The organism is Qipengyuania gaetbuli (assembly GCF_020171365.1).
In the GTDB taxonomy this organism is placed as follows: Bacteria; Pseudomonadota; Alphaproteobacteria; order Sphingomonadales; family Sphingomonadaceae; genus Qipengyuania; species Qipengyuania gaetbuli_B.
On the sequence record NZ_JAIUZO010000002.1, the window covers coordinates 880,789 to 897,203 of the forward strand.

General features: G+C 64.7%; 24 protein-coding genes. 4 read left to right on the plus strand and 20 right to left on the minus strand.

From position 1 onward, the window contains the following. Positions 1-11 precede the first annotated feature (11 nt). From pal to hisB, 13 genes are all read right to left on the minus strand, one after another. Positions 12-524 (minus strand): peptidoglycan-associated lipoprotein Pal, encoded by a 513-nt coding sequence (gene pal, locus LCL94_RS04850; RefSeq protein ID WP_224831224.1) that lies wholly within the window; start codon positions 522-524, stop codon positions 12-14. An 81-nt stretch (positions 525-605) separates the two neighbouring features. Beyond that, positions 606-1,991: a Tol-Pal system beta propeller repeat protein TolB gene (tolB, locus tag LCL94_RS04855; protein WP_224831225.1), complete on the minus strand. Its 1,386-nt coding sequence runs from the start codon at positions 1,989-1,991 to the stop codon at positions 606-608. Then, entirely contained in the window at positions 1,988-2,794 is an 807-nt protein-coding gene (locus tag LCL94_RS04860) for an energy transducer TonB (protein ID WP_224831226.1), read from the minus strand. The genes tolB and LCL94_RS04860 overlap by 4 nt, the downstream gene beginning before the upstream one ends. Positions 2,795-2,804: 10 nt before the next feature. After that, positions 2,805-3,284 (minus strand): ExbD/TolR family protein, encoded by a 480-nt coding sequence (locus LCL94_RS04865; protein WP_224831227.1) that lies wholly within the window; start codon positions 3,282-3,284, stop codon positions 2,805-2,807. 1 nt (position 3,285) lies between these two features. Beyond that, positions 3,286-3,984 (minus strand): protein TolQ, encoded by a 699-nt coding sequence (gene tolQ, locus LCL94_RS04870; protein ID WP_224831228.1) that lies wholly within the window; start codon positions 3,982-3,984, stop codon positions 3,286-3,288. Next, positions 3,984-4,436, minus strand: a complete 453-nt coding sequence (locus LCL94_RS04875) for a YbgC/FadM family acyl-CoA thioesterase (RefSeq protein ID WP_224831229.1) — start codon at positions 4,434-4,436, stop codon at positions 3,984-3,986. The genes tolQ and LCL94_RS04875 overlap by 1 nt, the downstream gene beginning before the upstream one ends. Before the next feature lie 83 nt (positions 4,437-4,519). Continuing rightward, complete coding sequence (locus tag LCL94_RS04880) at positions 4,520-4,897, minus strand: histidine triad nucleotide-binding protein (RefSeq protein ID WP_224832661.1); 378 nt, start codon at positions 4,895-4,897, stop codon at positions 4,520-4,522. Positions 4,898-4,899: 2 nt separating this feature from the next. Next, positions 4,900-5,214: a phosphoribosyl-ATP diphosphatase gene (locus LCL94_RS04885; protein WP_224831230.1), complete on the minus strand. Its 315-nt coding sequence runs from the start codon at positions 5,212-5,214 to the stop codon at positions 4,900-4,902. 18 nt (positions 5,215-5,232) lie between these two features. Beyond that, on the minus strand, positions 5,233-6,006 hold the full coding sequence (gene hisF / locus LCL94_RS04890) for an imidazole glycerol phosphate synthase subunit HisF (RefSeq protein ID WP_224831231.1): 774 nt from the start codon (positions 6,004-6,006) through the stop codon (positions 5,233-5,235). Next, on the minus strand, positions 6,003-6,212 hold the full coding sequence (locus LCL94_RS04895; RefSeq protein WP_224831232.1) for a hypothetical protein: 210 nt from the start codon (positions 6,210-6,212) through the stop codon (positions 6,003-6,005). Before LCL94_RS04895 ends, hisF begins: the two co-directional genes overlap by 4 nt. After that, positions 6,209-6,937 (minus strand): 1-(5-phosphoribosyl)-5-[(5-phosphoribosylamino)methylideneamino]imidazole-4-carboxamide isomerase, encoded by a 729-nt coding sequence (gene hisA, locus LCL94_RS04900; protein ID WP_224831233.1) that lies wholly within the window; start codon positions 6,935-6,937, stop codon positions 6,209-6,211. The genes LCL94_RS04895 and hisA overlap by 4 nt, the downstream gene beginning before the upstream one ends. Beyond that, positions 6,934-7,560 (minus strand): imidazole glycerol phosphate synthase subunit HisH, encoded by a 627-nt coding sequence (gene hisH / locus LCL94_RS04905; RefSeq protein ID WP_224831234.1) that lies wholly within the window; start codon positions 7,558-7,560, stop codon positions 6,934-6,936. Before hisH ends, hisA begins: the two co-directional genes overlap by 4 nt. Next, complete coding sequence (gene hisB, locus LCL94_RS04910; RefSeq protein ID WP_224831235.1) at positions 7,553-8,146, minus strand: imidazoleglycerol-phosphate dehydratase HisB; 594 nt, start codon at positions 8,144-8,146, stop codon at positions 7,553-7,555. The genes hisH and hisB overlap by 8 nt, the downstream gene beginning before the upstream one ends. Positions 8,147-8,259: 113 nt before the next feature. Here hisB and LCL94_RS04915 point away from each other — a divergent pair, with 113 nt between their 5' ends. From LCL94_RS04915 to gmk, 3 genes are read left to right on the plus strand one after another with little or no spacing between them, the layout of a single operon-like run. After that, positions 8,260-8,760, plus strand: coding sequence for an SspB family protein (locus LCL94_RS04915; RefSeq protein ID WP_224831236.1), 501 nt, complete (start codon positions 8,260-8,262; stop codon positions 8,758-8,760). Between the two features lie 46 nt (positions 8,761-8,806). Continuing rightward, complete coding sequence (locus LCL94_RS04920; protein WP_224831237.1) at positions 8,807-9,235, plus strand: hypothetical protein; 429 nt, start codon at positions 8,807-8,809, stop codon at positions 9,233-9,235. Positions 9,236-9,294: 59 nt separating this feature from the next. Then, positions 9,295-9,942, plus strand: coding sequence for a guanylate kinase (gene gmk / locus LCL94_RS04925; protein ID WP_224831238.1), 648 nt, complete (start codon positions 9,295-9,297; stop codon positions 9,940-9,942). Positions 9,943-9,973: 31 nt separating this feature from the next. Here the strand turns inward: gmk and yihA are convergent, their stop codons facing one another. The 6 genes from yihA to LCL94_RS04955 all read right to left on the minus strand — a co-directional run bounded on the left by yihA (position 9,974) and on the right by LCL94_RS04955 (position 14,267). Beyond that, positions 9,974-10,627: a ribosome biogenesis GTP-binding protein YihA/YsxC gene (gene yihA / locus LCL94_RS04930; protein WP_224831239.1), complete on the minus strand. Its 654-nt coding sequence runs from the start codon at positions 10,625-10,627 to the stop codon at positions 9,974-9,976. Continuing rightward, positions 10,624-12,381: a membrane protein insertase YidC gene (yidC, locus tag LCL94_RS04935; RefSeq protein WP_224831240.1), complete on the minus strand. Its 1,758-nt coding sequence runs from the start codon at positions 12,379-12,381 to the stop codon at positions 10,624-10,626. Before yidC ends, yihA begins: the two co-directional genes overlap by 4 nt. 60 nt (positions 12,382-12,441) lie before the next feature. Then, a complete protein-coding gene (gene yidD, locus LCL94_RS04940) occupies positions 12,442-12,651 on the minus strand; it encodes a membrane protein insertion efficiency factor YidD (RefSeq protein WP_160608269.1) in 210 nt (69 codons plus the stop codon). Next, positions 12,648-13,031, minus strand: a complete 384-nt coding sequence (gene rnpA / locus LCL94_RS04945) for a ribonuclease P protein component (protein WP_224831241.1) — start codon at positions 13,029-13,031, stop codon at positions 12,648-12,650. Before rnpA ends, yidD begins: the two co-directional genes overlap by 4 nt. A gap of 89 nt (positions 13,032-13,120) precedes the next feature. Beyond that, positions 13,121-13,255, minus strand: a complete 135-nt coding sequence (gene rpmH, locus LCL94_RS04950) for a 50S ribosomal protein L34 (RefSeq protein ID WP_006833929.1) — start codon at positions 13,253-13,255, stop codon at positions 13,121-13,123. 133 nt (positions 13,256-13,388) lie between these two features. Next, on the minus strand, positions 13,389-14,267 hold the full coding sequence (locus LCL94_RS04955; RefSeq protein ID WP_224831242.1) for an alpha/beta hydrolase: 879 nt from the start codon (positions 14,265-14,267) through the stop codon (positions 13,389-13,391). Between the two features lie 159 nt (positions 14,268-14,426). Here LCL94_RS04955 and LCL94_RS04960 point away from each other — a divergent pair, with 159 nt between their 5' ends. Next, positions 14,427-15,935, plus strand: a complete 1,509-nt coding sequence (locus LCL94_RS04960) for a YifB family Mg chelatase-like AAA ATPase (RefSeq protein WP_224831243.1) — start codon at positions 14,427-14,429, stop codon at positions 15,933-15,935. A gap of 20 nt (positions 15,936-15,955) precedes the next feature. Here the strand turns inward: LCL94_RS04960 and LCL94_RS04965 are convergent, their stop codons facing one another. Continuing rightward, positions 15,956-16,306, minus strand: coding sequence for a hypothetical protein (locus LCL94_RS04965; protein ID WP_224831244.1), 351 nt, complete (start codon positions 16,304-16,306; stop codon positions 15,956-15,958). Positions 16,307-16,415: the final 109 nt, after the last annotated feature.

Below are 16,415 nucleotides of genomic sequence, written 5' to 3' on the forward strand. Positions count from 1 at the left end.
TTCCTTCGTCATCAGTTGATCGTAATCGTCGCGGCGCGGCGGTTGAGCGCCCATGCGGATTCGTTCGAACCGAGCGCCACGGGTCGTTCCTTGCCGTAGCTGACAGTGCGGATGCGGTTGGCCGGAATGCCGATGCTGACGAGATAATTCTTCGCCGCATTGGCGCGGCGCTCGCCAAGAGCAAGGTTGTATTCGCGCGTTCCGCGTTCGTCGGCATGGCCTTCGATCGTGAAATTGATCTGCGGGTACTGGCTGAAATACTGCGCCTGCGTCTGCAGCTTGGCGCTGTCTTCGGCGTCGATATTGTAGCGGTCGGTTTCGAAATAGATGACCGTGTTCGACTGGCCGACGGCAGCGATGAAGTGCTGCATCGAACCCACCGCAGGTCCGGTGGACGTCGGCGTCGGGGTCGGCGTAACGACATCTTCCGGCGGCGGCGGAAGCTCTTCCGGAGCCTTCTTCGAGCACGCGGCCAGGGCCAGCGCGGAGGTCAGCACAGCGACAGTAGCGAAACGGGTATTCATAGGCTGTCCCCTTGTAAAACAGCGGTTTTCAATCGGTTTGCCCCCGATCGGTTTTTCGTCCCCACGAAACTCTCAATGCACTTACGGCAGGATCGGTCCCCATGCCGGATCCGATGCGTCGACCGGCGTCGGCAGGCGGCGCTCGTTCTCGCCGGTGAGGTCAACCTGCCACAGCGAGGTCTTGCCAGTGTTCCGCTCGGTGCGGAAGAACTGGATGATGCGGCCATTGGGCGCCCAGGTCGGCGCCTCGTCCTGCCAGCCGCTGGTCAGCTTGCGGAAGCCGCGACCATTGGGGTTCATGACCGCCACGTTGAAGTCGCCGGCAATATGGGTGAACGCGATCTGGTCGCCGCGCGGGCTCCATTCGGGCGTCGCGGACCGGCCACCGAAGAACGACAGGCGGCGCTGGTTCGATCCGTCGGCATTCATGATGTAGATCTGCTGGCTTCCCGACCGGTCGCTTTCGAACACGATCTGGCGGCCATCTGGCGAGAAGGAGCCGCCGATGTCGATGCCGGGCGCATCGGTCAGCCGCTCGCTGCGCCCGCCCTGCGCGGAGACGCGGTAGATGTCGGTATTTCCGCCGACCGCCATCGAATAGAGGATGTAGCGGCCGTCCGGGCTCCAGCGGGGCGCGAAGGTCGGGTTCTCGCTCTGCGTCACCAGCGTCTGGCGGCCGGTTCCGATGTCGTAGACATAGATGCGCGGGTTGCCGTCGACGTAGCTGAGATAGACCAGCTGCTTGTAGTCGGGCGAATAGCGCGGCGTCAGTGCGGTTGAACGGCCGGTCGTGATGAAGCGGTGGTTCGCCCCGTCGCTGTCCATGATGGCAAGCCGCTTGACGCGGTTATCCTTGGGGCCGGTTTCGGCAATGTAGGCGATGCGGCTGTCGAAGAACGGACTTTCGCCGGTCAGGCGCGAATAGATGAGGTCGGCGCACTTGTGTGCGGCACGCCGCCAATCTGCGGGCGATACCACCCAGCCTTCTGCGACGAGGCGGCTCTGCAGCGCCATGTCGTAGAGATAGCAGCCCACGGTGAGCCGGTCGTCGCTGCGCGCACGGACGTATCCGTGGACCAGCATCTCGGCCCCGCGGTTGGACCAGGTCGCCCAGGACGGCGCATTAATATTGGCAAAACTAGGCTTGGGCAGCGCATCAGGGCCGGTCGGCTTGAACAGCCCATTGTTGCGCAGGTCAGAAGTGATCACCCGGGCCAACTCAACGCCAAGCGCCGCGGTGCCCTGCGCATTGGCAGGGGTGGCGACATTGCGGTCGGTCGCAAATGCGGGGATGGCGATGCCGAGATCGTCGAGATTGCCCTCGAAGCTGACCGAACCGGTCAGGCCACCCTCTTCCTCGATCGTTTCCACGTCCTGGCCTTCGGGGATCGGTTCCCCAAGATCCTGGTTCTGCGCGGCGAGCGGCGCTGCCACGAAGGCGAGGGTTGCAGCTATCAGGTATTTCATTGGGCAAGTCTCCAGTCGAAGCCGAAGGGTCCAACCACCTTCCAGGCTTCATAATACTGTTCTGGCAAGTCGAACGGGGCAGCCAGTTGCACCGCGCGGATGGCCTGTTCGCCATGGCGCCCCGCCTGTGCGCGGTTCGTGTCGTTCACACCGGTCTGACGCACGACCTCTGGCCGACCGGCAAGGCTGCCATCGGGATTGAGGCGGAACCGCAAAAAGGTCGTGATCTCCTCCACTTCCGGGCCGCTGGGTGGTTTCCAATGCGGCTTGATCTCTCGCGAGATCGCCTGGACCAGCGAAGCCTTCGCGCTCGCGCCAATCTGCGAGGCGGGGACGCGGGTCTCGTTGGTCGTGGTGCTGTCGCCTGCACCGGCAAGGAAATTATCGCCGATCCGCGAGCCGCCGCCCCGCTCTGCCGGTCGCGGCTGCGCCTGCTGGCGCGGCTGGTCGCGGCGGGGTTGCTGACGCGTCTCTCGTGCAGGAGCCGGAACAGGCGACTGTACGCGCGGCGTCGGGCGATCGACTTGCGGCGTCGTCGGTGCAGGCAGGATTTCGGGTGCTGGTGCCGGTACGTCCGACAGTTCGGGCGCGATCGCCGCCCGGCTTTCCGGCACCGGATCGGGCGCGGTCGCTTCCATCCCGACGTCTTCGGCCAAGCTCACCGTCATGCGCTCTGTACGCGGCGGTGCCTTGTCACCTTCGAAGAAGGCCTGGATCACCAGCGCGGCAAGCACCAGCAGGTGCAGCGCGACCGCGACGATCAGCCCGGTACGCTCCTCTGCCCTGATTGCGGTTCTCTCCATGAGCTTGTGGCTATTCCTCGTCGGATGAACCGGAATTGACCGGCGGGGCCGACTGGCCGCCATTCGTCACCAGCGAGATGCGATTGAGACCGGCCCGGTTGAGCTCGCCCATCACCGCCATCACGTGGCCGTAATCGAGCGCGCGGTCGGCGCGCAGGGTAATGTCCGGCCCCTCGCCCGTGCGCGGCAGGTTCTCGAGCGCCTGCGGCAATCCCCCGACAGGCACCTGCTGGTCGTCGATATAGACATAGCCTTCCGCATCGATGCTGATTGATACCTGCTGCGCTTCCTGCGGCAGGGCATTGGCCCTGCTGTCGGGCAGCTGGATCGGCACGCCTGCGGTAAGCAGCGGAGCGGTGACCATGAAGATGATCAGCAGCACCAGCATCACGTCGACGAAGGGCGTCACGTTGATTTCGGACATGGGCCGCCGCCCGCCGCGCCCGCGACGGCGGCGCGTGCCTTTGGCAGAGGCGAGGTTCATCGCCATGTCAGCGCTGCTCCAGCTGGCGGCTGAAGGTCGCGTGCAGCCGGTCGGCGAAACGGTGAAGGCCGGCCTCGAACCGTTCGACCGAGTGGCTGAACCGGTTGTAGGCGATAACGGCGGGAATGGCCGCGAACAGGCCGATGGCAGTGGCGAAGAGCGCTTCCGAAATGCCGGGTGCCACGACGGCGAGCGAGGAGCTTTCCTGAGCGCCGATCTGGAAGAAGCTGTTCATGATGCCCCAAACAGTGCCGAACAGGCCGACGAAGGGAGCGACAGCGCCGACGGTGGCGAGGAAGTTCAGGCGCTCGGCAATGTCGTCGGCTTCCATGGCGACTTGGCTTTCCATGGCGGAGGCAAGGCGACTGCGAAGGCCCTCGCGGTCGCGGATCTCGCCCTTGGTCGACTTGCGCCATTCGACGACGGCGGCCTGTGCCACCCGGGCGGACGGCACATCGCGGGTGCCGCGTTCGGCCATAAAGCGGTCGAAGTTCTCCGCCTGCCAGAAATCTTCTTCGTACTTGCGGGTACGTGTCTTGAGCTTGCCCATGCGCAGCGAGAAGGAGACGATGATCGTCCACACCCAGATGCTGGCAAGGACGAGGCCGAGCATGACCAGCTGGACGACAATGTCGGCGTCCATGAACAGCTGGACGGGATCGACCCTGGTCGGAGCGGTTACGGCGAGGAGGGAAAGTGTCGTCATTATGCCTCTGTCGAGCTGGCGAAGCGCGCGAAGGATGCGCGCCAATCCTCGGGCTGCCGGCGGGGCCGCCCATCAAGTGAAATGAAGCCGACGCGCAAATGTGCCTCGGCCAGCAGTTCGTCTCCGCGAAACGCCTTCTGGTGCATCCGGCAGGACGCGGCCTTCAGTTCGGTGCACCGCGTTTCGATCAGCACATCGTCGTCGAGCTTCGCGGGGCGCAGGTACTTGAGATTGATCTCCGACACCGCATAGGCGCCCTCGCCAGCCTCGATGGCGGCGCGCTGGTCGATCTCCAGCCGGCGCAGCAGGTCGGAACGCGCGCGCTCGAACCAGCGCAGGTAATTCGCGTGATAGACGATGCCCGACAGGTCCGTGTCCTCGTAATAGGCGCGCACGGCATAAAGATGCCGGTCCTTGTCGATGATACCGTCGGGGAAAGTGGGCATGGTCATGGCCGCGGTTCCTCTAGCCCAGCGCCGACTCGCGCGGCAAGCACGGGATTTTTACGCCTGCGCGACCCGTCGCCGACACGTGCTTATCTTGCGATCATCGGCCCCAGGAACTGTCCGCCGAAGATGTGGACGTGCAGATGCGGCACTTCCTGACCGCCGTGGGCACCGATATTGGCCATCATCCGGTAGCCCGGCTCCACCAACCCCTTGTCGCGGGCGACCTTGCCGACCGCGCGCACGAAGCCGGCGATTTCTTCCGCGCTCGCCTTGTCGCTGAAATCGTCCCAGCTGACATAGCGCCCCTTGGGTACGACCAGCGTGTGCACCTGCGCCTGCGGATTGATGTCCTCGAAGGCATAGGCCCACTCGTCCTCGTACACCTTGGTCGAGGGGATCTCGCCGCGCAGGATCTTCGCGAAGATGTTGTTGTCGTCGTAGGGTTGCATGGGATCGATCGGCATCGTCATTTGCTCCTGCTGGCTTTTTCTTCCAGGCCCGAGACGCCCTCGCGCCGGTCGAGTTCGGCCAGCACCTCGGCCAGCGATACGCCTTTGGCCTGCAGCAGCACGAGAAGGTGCATGAGGAGATCCGCGCTTTCGGCGACCAGTCCGTCACGGTCGTCGCCGACGGCTGCGATTACGGCTTCGACCGCTTCCTCGCCGACCTTCTGGGCGATCTTGGCAAGACCCTTGTGATGGAGGCTCGCGACATAGCTTTCATCGGGCGAGGCGCCGAGACGCTGGGCGATGGTCTGTTCGAGACGGGCGAGCGTATCCATGTGCTTCTCCTGCACCGATCAGCCGCGCGCAGGCAAGCCCGCCGCGCGCAGGGCTGTGTGCGCCTCGGCGATGGAATATTCGCCGAAATGGAAGATCGAGGCGGCCAGAACGGCGCTGGCATGGCCTTCGGTCACGCCGTCGACGAGATGCTGGAGCGTGCCGACACCGCCGCTGGCGATCACGGGCACCGAAACGCTGTCGGCAATCGCGCGGGTCAGCTCGAGGTCGTAGCCCTGCTTGGTCCCGTCGCCGTCCATCGAAGTGACGAGCAGTTCGCCCGCGCCCAGATCTGCCAGCCGCTGGGCGTGTTCGACCGCGTCGATCCCGGTCGGCTTGCGACCGCCATGGGTGTAGATTTCCCAGCCGCGAAAGCCCTCGCCCTCGGTCTTGGCGCGCGCATCGACGCTGGCGACGACGCACTGGCTGCCAAATTTCTCGGCGATCTCGCGCACGAGTTCGGGCCGCGAGACGGCGGCAGAATTGACCGCCACCTTGTCGGCTCCGGCGAGCAGCAGCGCACGCGCATCCTCGACGCTGCGCACCCCACCGCCCACGGTCAGCGGCATGAAGCACACCGCAGCCGTGCGCCTCACCATGTCGAGCAGCGTGCCGCGCCCTTCGTGGCTGGCCGAGATGTCGAGGAAGCACAGCTCGTCCGCGCCCGCCCTGTCATAGGCCTGCGCCTGTTCGACCGGATCGCCCGCGTCCTTCAGGTCGACGAAATTCACGCCCTTCACCACGCGCCCGTCGGCCACATCAAGACAGGGAATGACGCGGATGCGGACGGTCATGGCATCAACTCGTCAGCGAGGAGGAGAATTCCCCCAAAAAGCACGAGGATATTGAACAACGCAGCGAACCAAAACATACCGGGGTTATCGACGCGTTGCCAATTTCCGTATGGCACGCCCATCGCGGACATTTCCTTCGAACGAAAACCCGAGAACAGAGCATACACGGCGATTGCTGTCGTGATTAGATAGACTGCGGCCATCATGCCCGCGCCGCCACTGCCAGCGCCGCTGCAAGGTCCAGCCGCCCGTCATAAAGCGCACGGCCAGTAATCACGCCTTCGATGCCTTCCTTCGCGTGGAGCGAGAGCACGTGGATGTCATCGATGCCTTTTACCCCGCCACTGGCGATCACGGGGATGTCGACCTGCCGTGCAAGATCGACCGTCGCATCGAGGTTGACGCCCTTAAGCAGTCCGTCACGCCCGATGTCGGTGAAGAGCAGCGCAGCAACGCCCGCGTCCTCGAACCGGCGGGCAAGGGCGACCACTGACACGTCGGACACCTCGGCCCAGCCCTCGGTCGCGACCATGCCGTCCTTCGCATCGACCGCGACGACGATACCGCCCTCGAATTCGCGCGCCATGTCCTTGACGAATTCGGGGTCCTTCAAGGCCGCCGAGCCCATGACGATGCGCGAGACGCCTGCATCGAACCAGCCCTCGACGTCTTCGCGCCGGCGGATGCCGCCACCCAGCTGCACATGCCCCGGGAAAGCCGCGACGATGCTCTCCACCGCGTCGCGGTTCTGCGCCGACCCTGCGAAAGAGCCGTCGAGATCGACAACATGGAGATGCTGCGCACCCGCGTCGGCAAACAGTGTCGCCTGCGCAGCCGGATTGTCACCGTAGACCGTCGCACGGTCCATATCGCCTTCGGCGAGGCGCACGACCTGGCCGGCCTTCAGATCAATGGCGGGGAAAACGATCATGGCTTCCACTCGAGAAAGCGGGAAAGGAGACCGAGCCCGTAGGCCTGGCTCTTTTCCGGATGGAATTGCACACCAAGCAAGTTGTCGCGACCGACAGCCGCGACAAGGCCGCCGCCATGGTCGGTCATGGCCAGCACGTCGCGGCCCTTGTCGGCATGGAAATGGTAGGAATGGAGGAAATAGGCCTCGCCATCCTCGATCACGGGGTGGTCTTCCGCCTGGTGCGTCGGGGCGACATCGTTCCAGCCCATGTGCGGGACCTTCACGCTTTCATCGCGCGGGCGGATGAGACGCACCTCGCCGGGGATCCAGTCGAGCCCCGGGGTCTCGCCATGTTCGAGCCCGCGCGTGGCAAGCAGTTGCATGCCCACACAAATGCCGAGGAACGGCGCGCCCCCGACGAAAACGCGTTCGTGCATCGCCTCGATTACGCCCTTCTCGGCGCGCAGGCCCGCAGCGCAGGCACCGAAGCTGCCGACGCCCGGCAGTACAATGCGGTCGGCCGCGCGCAGCACATCGGGATCGGCAGTGACTTTGACCGCCGCCCCGACCTTCCTCAGCGCGTTCTCGACCGAATGCAGGTTCCCCGCGCCGTAATCGACGAGGGCAATGACTTCAGCCACCGAGCTGTCCCTTGGTCGACGGAATGGCCCCGCCCTTGCGCGGATCGATCTCCACTGCGACGCGCATCGCACGAGCAAAGCCCTTGTAGATCGCCTCGCAGATGTGGTGGTTGTTGGTGCCGTAAAGCAGCTCGACATGCAGCGTCAGGCCACAGGTCTGGGCAACCGAATGGAACCAGTGCTCGATCAGCTCTGTGTCCCATTCTCCCAGCTTTTCCTGGCTGAACCCGGCCTTCCACACGAGGTATGGGCGGCCCGAGATATCGAGCGCCACGCGCGCCAGCGTCTCGTCCATCGGCGAATAGGCGCTGCCGTAGCGCGCGATCCCGCCCTTGTCGCCGAGCGCCTGCGCCAACGCCTGGCCGAGCGCGAGGGCGCTGTCTTCGGTCGTGTGGTGCTGGTCGACATGCAGGTCGCCATCGACCTTCATGGTCACGTCGATAAGCGAGTGCTTGGCGAACTGTTCGACCATATGGTCGAGGAAGCCGATACCCGTTGCGACGTCGTAGGTGCCGATCCCGTCGAGATCGACCTCGACCAGGATTTTCGTTTCGGCGGTGTTTCTCTCGATACGGCCTGTACGCATGGCCCGCGCTATAGGCGAGCGGGCGCTAGGCGCAAGAAAATGCGGCTATTCGCACGGTAAAGTCAGGCTTAAAGCGCTTGACCCGCACGCCGCGCGGTTCCACCTAGTGCGCCATGAGCGACGATACGCCCGACAGCCTGATCCCCTACGACACGATCGTGCAGGAAGCGCTGCGTGCCGTGGTCGGCCGCGTTCTCGGCGAAATCGAGGCAAGCGGCAGCGAACTGCCGGGCGCGCATCATTTCTACATCACGTTCAAGACCCATGCCCCGGGCGTTTCCATCCCCGCAAACCTGCGCGAGCGGTTTCCGGATGAGATGACGATCGTCCTGCAGAACAAGTTCTGGGACCTGAACGTGCGCGAAGACGGCTTCAGCGTCGGCCTATCGTTCAACCAGATCCCTGCCCAGCTCGACATTCCCTATTCGGCGATCACCCAGTTCGTCGATCCGGCGGTCGATTTCGGCCTCCAGTTCCAGGCTACCGTCGCCGACATGGCGCCCGCCGCAACCGATCCGGCCGGCAATGACGAGGAACAGGCAGACCCCGCACCCGTTGAAGGGGCGGAAGACGGCTCGAACGTCGTCACGGTCGATTTCGGCCGCAAGAAGTAAACGGCGCGGTTCCTCACCAGCGCCGCAAACGGGGCAGGACACGGGCGTGGCACGCAAGAAGAAGCCGACTCACTTGACCGACCGGGCTGCAGACGCGCTCGAACAGGCAACCGATCCGAATCCCGGCATCCCGGACCCCGTGCCCGGACCCAGCACCAATCCCGCCACCAACCTGCTGATCAACGAGATCATGCTGCGCAGCGTGGGGCGCATTTCGCGCCAGACGGTCGAAAAGATGCTGCTCGGCCGCCAGTACGGCAAGCAGTTCGCCAAGGATGCGGTCGAGAACCGCTCCATCGTGCACACGCTGGCCGCTTATGGCGTGACCAAGGTCGCGACCCGCTCGGTGCCGGGCGCGCTGGCGGTCGGTGCTGGCCTCGCGCTCAAGGTCCTGTTCGACCGCAGCCAGTCGCGCCGCACGGCTCGTCGCAAGGGTGATCGAACGCTGCGCAAGCAGACCAAGGGCGACGCCTGAGTGTGAACTGAAGCAAGCGCGGGGTTGATTCGCACCCGCCCCATGCGCCAACAGCGCGCATGGCCGAATCCTCCTCTTCGCAAGCCGCACTCGCCCGCCGCGGGCTAATGTTCATCCTGTCCTCGCCCAGCGGGGCGGGCAAGACGACCATATCGCGCATGCTCTTGGAGGCCGATGACGAGATCAAGCTGTCGGTCAGCGTCACCACTCGTCCGCCGCGTCCGGGCGAGGTCGACGGGGTTCACTACTACTTCGTCGACGATGCCGAATTCGACCGCATGGTCGAGGAAGACGACTTCTACGAATGGGCGCATGTCTTCGGCCATCGCTATGGCACGCCCAAGGGCCGCATCCGCGCAGCGTTGAAGGACGGGCAGGATTTCCTGTTCGACATCGACTGGCAGGGCACGCAGCAGCTGTACCAGAAGGACCAGCAGGACGTGGTCCGGGTGTTCATCCTGCCGCCCAGCATCGCCGAACTGCGTCGCCGCCTCGAAGCGCGCGCGCAGGACGAAAAGGACGTGATCGATGCCCGCATGGAACGGGCCCGTGCGGAAATCAGCCACTGGGACGCTTACGACTATGTCGTGATCAACGAGGACGTGAACCTGTGCTTTGGCAAGGTGCGCGAAATCCTCGACGCCGAACGCATGAAGCGCCAGCGCCAGACGGGTCTCATCCCCTTCGTACGCGAATTGATGAGCTGAACGGGGCGGACCGCACCCGCCCGATCGCCGATCAGACGCCGACGTCGCTCAGGACGGCAGCGCGTAGTTCCGCGATGCCCATGCCCTTCTCGCTCGAAGTGACGTGGATCTGCGGATAGGCGGCGATGTGCTTCCTTGCCTCGGCCTCGGTCGCGGCAACGACCTTTTCGAGATCGCTAGCTTTCACCTTGTCCGCCTTGGTCAGCACGATGCGGTAGCCGACGGCAGCTTCGTCCAGCATCTTCATCATGTCGCGGTCGACATCCTTGAGGCCGTGCCGGCTGTCGACGAGGACAAGGTTGCGCACCAGCACCTGGCGCCCGCGAAGATAGGTCTTCACGAGGCTCTTCCACTTCTCGACGACCTTCACCGGCGCCTTGGCAAAGCCATAGCCCGGCATGTCGACGAGGCGGAACAGCGTCGGCTCGCCAACCTCGAAGAAGTTTAGCTCCTGTGTGCGGCCGGGCGTCACCGAAGCACGTGCGATGGCCTTGCGGCCAGTCAGCGCGTTCAGCAGCGAGCTCTTGCCCACGTTCGAACGGCCCGCGAAGGCGATTTCGGGGACGGTCGGCTCGGGCAGGAACTTGAGCTGTGGGGCCGAGAGAAGGAACTCCACCCGGCCCGAAAACAGCTTGTTGGCCCGCCGTTCCAGCTGTGCCAGTTCGGCGGCTTCTCCTTCGGTCATCCTTTGGCCTTTGCCGCCTCGGCCGCCTTTTCGGCCTTCTCCTTCTCCGCAGCCGCCTTCAATTGCGGATGCTTGGAATAGAGATACTTCTGCTGCGCCAGCGTCAGGATGTTCGAGGTTACCCAGTAGAGCAGCAGGCCGGCCGCGAAGGGTGCCATGATGAACATGAGGACCCACGGCATGATCGCGAAGACCTGCTGCTGGACGGGGTCCATCGCCGACGGGTTCAGCTTGAAGGTCAGCCACATGGTGACGCCGAGCAGCACCGCCAGCACGCCGATGGCGAGGAAGCTGGGCGGCGTGAACGGCAGCAAGCCGAACAGGTTCAGGATGGTCGCCGGATCGGGCGCGGAAAGATCCTCGATCCAGAGGAAGTTGCGGTGACGCATCTCGATGGCGAGATACAGCACCTTGTAGAGCGCGAAGAAGATAGGAATCTGCAGGATCAGCGGCAGGCAGCCTGCCAGCGGATTGACCTTTTCCTCGCGGAACAGCTTCTGCATTTCCTGCTGCTGCTGGAGGCGGTCGTCCTTGTACTTCTCTTGGATCGCCTTCATCCGCGGCTGGATCGCCTTCATCGAGGCCATCGAAGAAAACTGCTTCTGCGCGATGGGGAACATCACGCCGCGAACGATGATGGTGAGGCAGATGATCGCCACGCCGAAATTGCCGACGAGATCGAACAGCGTCTTGAGCAACCACAGCAGCGGCTTTTCGAACCAGCGGAACCAGCCCCAGTCGATCGCCAGACCGAACTGCGCAAGGCCGGCATCCTGGTAGGCGTCGAGGATCGTGGAATCCTTGGCACCGGCGTAAAGCCGCGAAGTTGTCGTGTACTTGCGGCCGGCCGGCACGGTCACCGGGTCGTATATCATGTCGGCGCGGTAGGCATTGCCGCCGAGCGCGCGGAAGGTCGCATCCGGGGCCGAACCGTCCTGCGGTACGAGCGCGGACAGCCAGTAGATGTCGGTGAAGCCGAGCCATTCGGCACGCCCCTGCGGACTGACCGGACCGTCATCGTCGAGATCGCTGTAGTCCGTATCGTAATTCGCGCTGTCGCCGAACACGCCGATGGGTCCGGAATGCGCGATGAAGAAGTCCGCGCTGGCGGTGTCGGAAGTACGGCTGACGAGGCCGAACGGCTGGACAACTGCGGGCACGGCAGAGCGGTTGGCAATGCTCTGCTCGACCGTGACCATGTAATTTTCGTCGATGGCATAGCGCAGCTGGAGTTCCAGCCCGTTGCCGGCGTCGTGCGTCAGCGTGACGGGCTTGTCGACTGTCAGCAGATCGCCATCGGCCTGCCACACGGTTGCATCGGGCAGCTTCTGGCCATTCACGATAAAGCCGAGCTGGGCGAAGTGCTGCGCAGGCGTGCCGCGCGGCGAGAACAGGCGAACCGGGCCGCTGTCCTTGTCGGTCGTGTCGGCGTAATCCTTGAGCACCACGTCGTCGATCACGGCGCCGATCAGGTTGATCGAGCCGGCGACCTTGGGCGAATCGATACGCACCCGGTCGGGCGATGCCAAGGCAGTTTCGAGGTCTGCCACTTCCTGAGCCAGCGCAGCCGGATCGGTCAGCCCGCCAGTCCGCGAATGCTTGACCTCCGCGGCGGAGTCGGATGCGGCGGCGGTTTCGGCGGCCACCACCGGTTCGTCGGGCTGCGGATAGAGATAGTTCATCGCAGCGTCCCAGCCCAGCAATAGGGCCATCGACAGCACGACGACGAGAATGATGTTGCGCGAATTTTCCAAGGTCGATCCCGGTTCAGGTTTCGGTTCAGATGGGAATGGTGTGTTAGATCGTCAAGACAGCTACGGAACGGGGTCGTGTCCGCAGCCCCCCCACGGTTGGCAGCGCAATAGCCGCTTCAGCGCCAGCCATCCACCCTTGATCGCCCCATATTTTCCCAGCGCCTCTATGGCGTACTGGCTGCACGAGGGAGAATAGCGGCAGGTCGGCGGCAGGATGCGGCTGGGGCCCAGCTGCCAGGCGCGGGCAATCAGGATCAGGACATGCTTCATGCGCGCGGGCTCCGCGGGCGGCGGGGTCCGCGCGGGCGGTCGCCCTTGCCGTCCTTTGCCCGCTCCAGCGCGGCGGCAAGTTCCTCGGCCAGCATCGCATAGTCACGCTCGACCCCGCCTTCGCGGCCGATCAGGATATGGTCGTGGTCCGGAAGGCCGAGTTCGGGAAGGCCCGCCCAGAGCAGCTCGCGGAAGCGGCGCTTCATCCGGTTGCGCACGACGGCGTTGCCGATCTTCTTCGTCACGGTGATGCCGTAGCGCTTGCCCTGCCCCTCGTTCGGGCGCGTCAGCAGCACGAAACCGGGCCGTGCATTGCGCAGCCCCTTGTTAGCGGCGAGGAAGTCGCTGCGCTTGCGAATGACTGATAGGCCGTGCGGCATGGTAGGCAGATACGCAAAACGGGCCCCCGATGGGAGCCCGTTTGATTATCGCGATCATGGCCGCGCACAGGGCGCGGCGGATCAGGCGATTAGGCGCAGAGGTTCTTGCGGCCGCGAGCGCGACGGGCGCGAAGCACCTTGCGGCCACCCGGGGTCGCCTTGCGCGCGAAGAAACCGTGGCGACGGGCGCGCACGAGGTTCGAGGGCTGGAAAGTCCGCTTCATCGGATAGTCCTTCAAAAATTCGTTGTCTGTCGGGCGAATCGCGCCAACAAAAAGGGCCGCCGCTGCCGGCGACCGCATTGGTGGAGGGGCGCTTAGGCGAAACGATGTGGTCGGTCAAGCCCTCCGCGCAGCGTCAATATGCGGCATAGGCAATCTGCTGGGCACGCTCACCGGTGCCGGCTCCGCCGCCTACCCAGCGCCGCATTTCGTGCGCATCGAGCCAGCGGGCCGAGCGGTGAGGGACAGAGTTGGTGAAGCGGTAGAATGCACGCGCATCGCGCTCGTTCATGCCCATTTCACGGTAATAGGTAAGGTAGCGACGATTTTCCGGCGCATCCTCCTCGTAATCCTGCGCTTCGTTGCCGTGTTCGTCCATCCAGCTGTGCACGGCGAACTCCGCCCCGTCGGCGATGTCGCGGGCAGCACCTGCGAGGAAGAGCTCGACCGCACCCGAACGCACCGAGCCGCGACGCGGAACATAGGTCGCGAGCCCTGCAGTACGGATCATCCGGCCGAGTTTCATGTTGGCCAGGTCGTCACTGGTGCCCGGGCATTCGACCATGTCGAGCTGTGCCAGATTCGGGTGGCGGCGCATCATGACGCGAAACCAGCGCGGACTGTCCGCATCGGTTTCGCCCACCAGCGCCACGCGCCCTTCGTCGAGCACGCGGAAGGGCCCGTACTGGGCAATCCCGGCGCTGTAATTGCGCAGGCTGCGGTCGATACCGGGGAAGCGGGCGCGAACGGCGGAATAGGTCGGCTGATGTACCGGTCGCGGCACGAACTGCGGCGCAGCGGGGACGGGCGCGTAGACAATCGTCTGCACGGTGACGGACACCGGCGCGCGCGGCGCTTCGATCGCGGGGATCGGGCGACCCGCATGGACCTGCTGCACGACTGGCTGGCTGACGAAGGCAATGGGGAGCTTCACGAGGCCCATCGACTGCGCCGCCACCGGGGAGGCAAATCCGGTGGCCAGTGTGGCAAGCAGGAGAAGGACCGCGCGAAGCATGCAGCCGCACTGCGCCCGCCCCTCTTACCGGCTTACCAAAGGGCATGGTCAACGCGGCGTTAACGCCATGTCTTTCCCGAACATTTTGCTCGCCAAGTCTCGACAACAAAAGGGTTTTTCGTCACTGCCTCAGGACGAATACAGAGACGGGGGATAAGGGTGGTCGCACTGGTCCGGACGGTGGCCTATCTCGGGCTGGAAGCGCGCGCGGTGGAGGTGCAATGCTCGCTCGCGCCTGGCCTGCCGAACTTCAACATCGTCGGGCTGGCGGACAAGGCCGTCGGCGAAAGCAAGGAACGGGTGCGCGCCGCCCTGTCCTCCATGGGACTGGCCCTGCCGCCAAAGCGGATCACCATCAACCTGTCACCTGCGGACCTCCCCAAGGAAGGGTCGCATTACGACCTGCCGATCGCGCTGGCAGTGCTCGCCGCGATGGCCGTCACCGATGCCGAGCAGTTGGAGGACTGGGTCGTGGTGGGCGAGTTGGCGCTCGATGCACGGGTAGCGCCATCGCCGGGCGTGCTCCTCGCCGCGATGCATGCCAGCGAAACGGGCAAGGGCCTGATCTGCCCCGCGGCGCAGGGCTCGGAAGCCAAGTGGGCCAGCGAAGTGCCGGTCCTTGCCGCGCCCGACCTTGCCAGCCTGCTCAACCATCTCAAGGGGACGGGGCAGCTCGCCGAACCCGAAAGAGGACTGGTCGACGAACCGGTCCATGGCGCCGACCTCAGGCAGGTAAAAGGGCAGGAAACCGCCAAGCGCGCGCTCGAGATTGCCGCCGCTGGCAGTCACAATCTCCTGATGATCGGACCGCCCGGTGCCGGCAAGTCGCTCCTTGCAAGCTGCCTGCCCGGAATCCTGCCGCCGCTGACCCCGCCCGAGGCGCTCGAAGTGAGCATGGTGCAATCGGTCGCTGGTCTGCTGGAAGACGGTCGCATCAGCCGCGCACGCCCCTTCCGCGCGCCGCACCACTCCGCCAGCATGGCTGCGCTCACCGGTGGAGGGCTGCGCGTGAAGCCGGGCGAGGTGAGCCTGGCGCACCTCGGCGTCCTCTTCCTCGACGAACTGCCCGAATTCCAGCGGGCGGTGCTCGATTCGCTGCGTCAGCCGCTCGAAACCAACACGGTGGACGTGGCGCGCGCGAACGCCCACGTGACCTTTCCCGCCAACGTCCAGCTGATTGCCGCGATGAACCCGTGCCGGTGCGGCCATCTTGGCGACCCCGCGCTTGCCTGTAGCCGCGCGCCGAAATGTGCCGCCGATTACCAGAGCAAGGTTTCAGGCCCGACGCTCGACCGGATTGATCTCCACGTGGAAGTCGATCCGGTCAGCGCGGCCGATCTTGCGCTCCCGCCGCCTGCCGAGGGTAGCGCCGAGGTCGCCGCCCGTGTTGCGGCCGCCCGCGCCCGCCAGACCGCGCGCGAAGCCGAAAGCGGGGTGCGCACCAATTCCGAACTTCAGGGCGATGCGCTCGAACGTTTCGCCGGCCCGGACGAGCCGGGTCGCCAGCTGCTTATGCAAGCGGCCAGTGCGATGCGACTTTCCGCCCGCAGCTATACGAGGATGCTACGCGTCGCGCGCACGATCGCCGACCTCGCTGGATCGGACCAGGTCGGCCGCATCCATATCGCGGAGGCGCTCAGCTACCGCAGGCAGCCGCCGCGCGCTTGAATTGGCAGAGATCGTCAGCCCTAGTTACCCTCGCCCATGTCGAGGTTGAGCTTGACCGTTTCGTGCTCCACGTCGCCTTCGAATTTCTTGAGGAAATCCTCGATCGGGATCGCCTGCGCCTTGTCGACCATCGGGTTCGACTTGGCCATTTCGACGGCGCGGAGTTCGTCCGGTGTCATGCGCACGTGGACATAGGGCATCCAGACCTCGCCGAACTCGGCTTGCTGGTACCAGACGTCGAGCACGTCATAGGAAGCCCATGAACCGTTCGGTTCGCGCAGGCGAATACCTTCGCCGATGCGCGGCACGGCAACCGTCTTGATGCGGAAGACGGTCTGATGGGTTTCGTTCTGAACTTCGATTTCGATCACAATACGGCCCGGCTCCGGCGGGACTTGAGGCCCGACTTCGCGATTCTCCTGACATGAACCTGTTGAGATGGTTTTAACGATGACGTCACGGTGCCAGCCGCGCCATGAC

Coding starts and splice junctions, on each gene's coding strand:
- pal (WP_224831224.1), bottom strand. CDS start 524: ATGAATACCCGTTTCGCTACTGTCGCTGTGCTGACCTCCGCGCTGGCC.
- LCL94_RS04875 (WP_224831229.1), bottom strand. CDS start 4,436: ATGACCATGCCCACTTTCCCCGACGGTATCATCGACAAGGACCGGCAT.
- LCL94_RS04865 (WP_224831227.1), bottom strand. CDS start 3,284: ATGGCGATGAACCTCGCCTCTGCCAAAGGCACGCGCCGCCGTCGCGGG.
- rnpA (WP_224831241.1), bottom strand. CDS start 13,031: ATGCCGCACGGCCTATCAGTCATTCGCAAGCGCAGCGACTTCCTCGCC.
- LCL94_RS04915 (WP_224831236.1), top strand. CDS start 8,260: ATGAGCGACGATACGCCCGACAGCCTGATCCCCTACGACACGATCGTG.
- tolB (WP_224831225.1), bottom strand. CDS start 1,991: ATGAAATACCTGATAGCTGCAACCCTCGCCTTCGTGGCAGCGCCGCTC.
- hisA (WP_224831233.1), bottom strand. CDS start 6,937: ATGATCGTTTTCCCCGCCATTGATCTGAAGGCCGGCCAGGTCGTGCGC.
- LCL94_RS04860 (WP_224831226.1), bottom strand. CDS start 2,794: ATGGAGAGAACCGCAATCAGGGCAGAGGAGCGTACCGGGCTGATCGTC.
- yihA (WP_224831239.1), bottom strand. CDS start 10,627: ATGACCGAAGGAGAAGCCGCCGAACTGGCACAGCTGGAACGGCGGGCC.
- LCL94_RS04880 (WP_224832661.1), bottom strand. CDS start 4,897: ATGCCGATCGATCCCATGCAACCCTACGACGACAACAACATCTTCGCG.
- LCL94_RS04885 (WP_224831230.1), bottom strand. CDS start 5,214: ATGGATACGCTCGCCCGTCTCGAACAGACCATCGCCCAGCGTCTCGGC.
- hisF (WP_224831231.1), bottom strand. CDS start 6,006: ATGACCGTCCGCATCCGCGTCATTCCCTGTCTTGATGTGGCCGACGGG.
- LCL94_RS04895 (WP_224831232.1), bottom strand. CDS start 6,212: ATGATGGCCGCAGTCTATCTAATCACGACAGCAATCGCCGTGTATGCT.
- tolQ (WP_224831228.1), bottom strand. CDS start 3,984: ATGACGACACTTTCCCTCCTCGCCGTAACCGCTCCGACCAGGGTCGAT.
- yidD (WP_160608269.1), bottom strand. CDS start 12,651: ATGAAGCATGTCCTGATCCTGATTGCCCGCGCCTGGCAGCTGGGCCCC.
- gmk (WP_224831238.1), top strand. CDS start 9,295: ATGGCCGAATCCTCCTCTTCGCAAGCCGCACTCGCCCGCCGCGGGCTA.
- hisB (WP_224831235.1), bottom strand. CDS start 8,146: ATGCGTACAGGCCGTATCGAGAGAAACACCGCCGAAACGAAAATCCTG.
- LCL94_RS04955 (WP_224831242.1), bottom strand. CDS start 14,267: ATGCTTCGCGCGGTCCTTCTCCTGCTTGCCACACTGGCCACCGGATTT.
- rpmH (WP_006833929.1), bottom strand. CDS start 13,255: ATGAAGCGGACTTTCCAGCCCTCGAACCTCGTGCGCGCCCGTCGCCAC.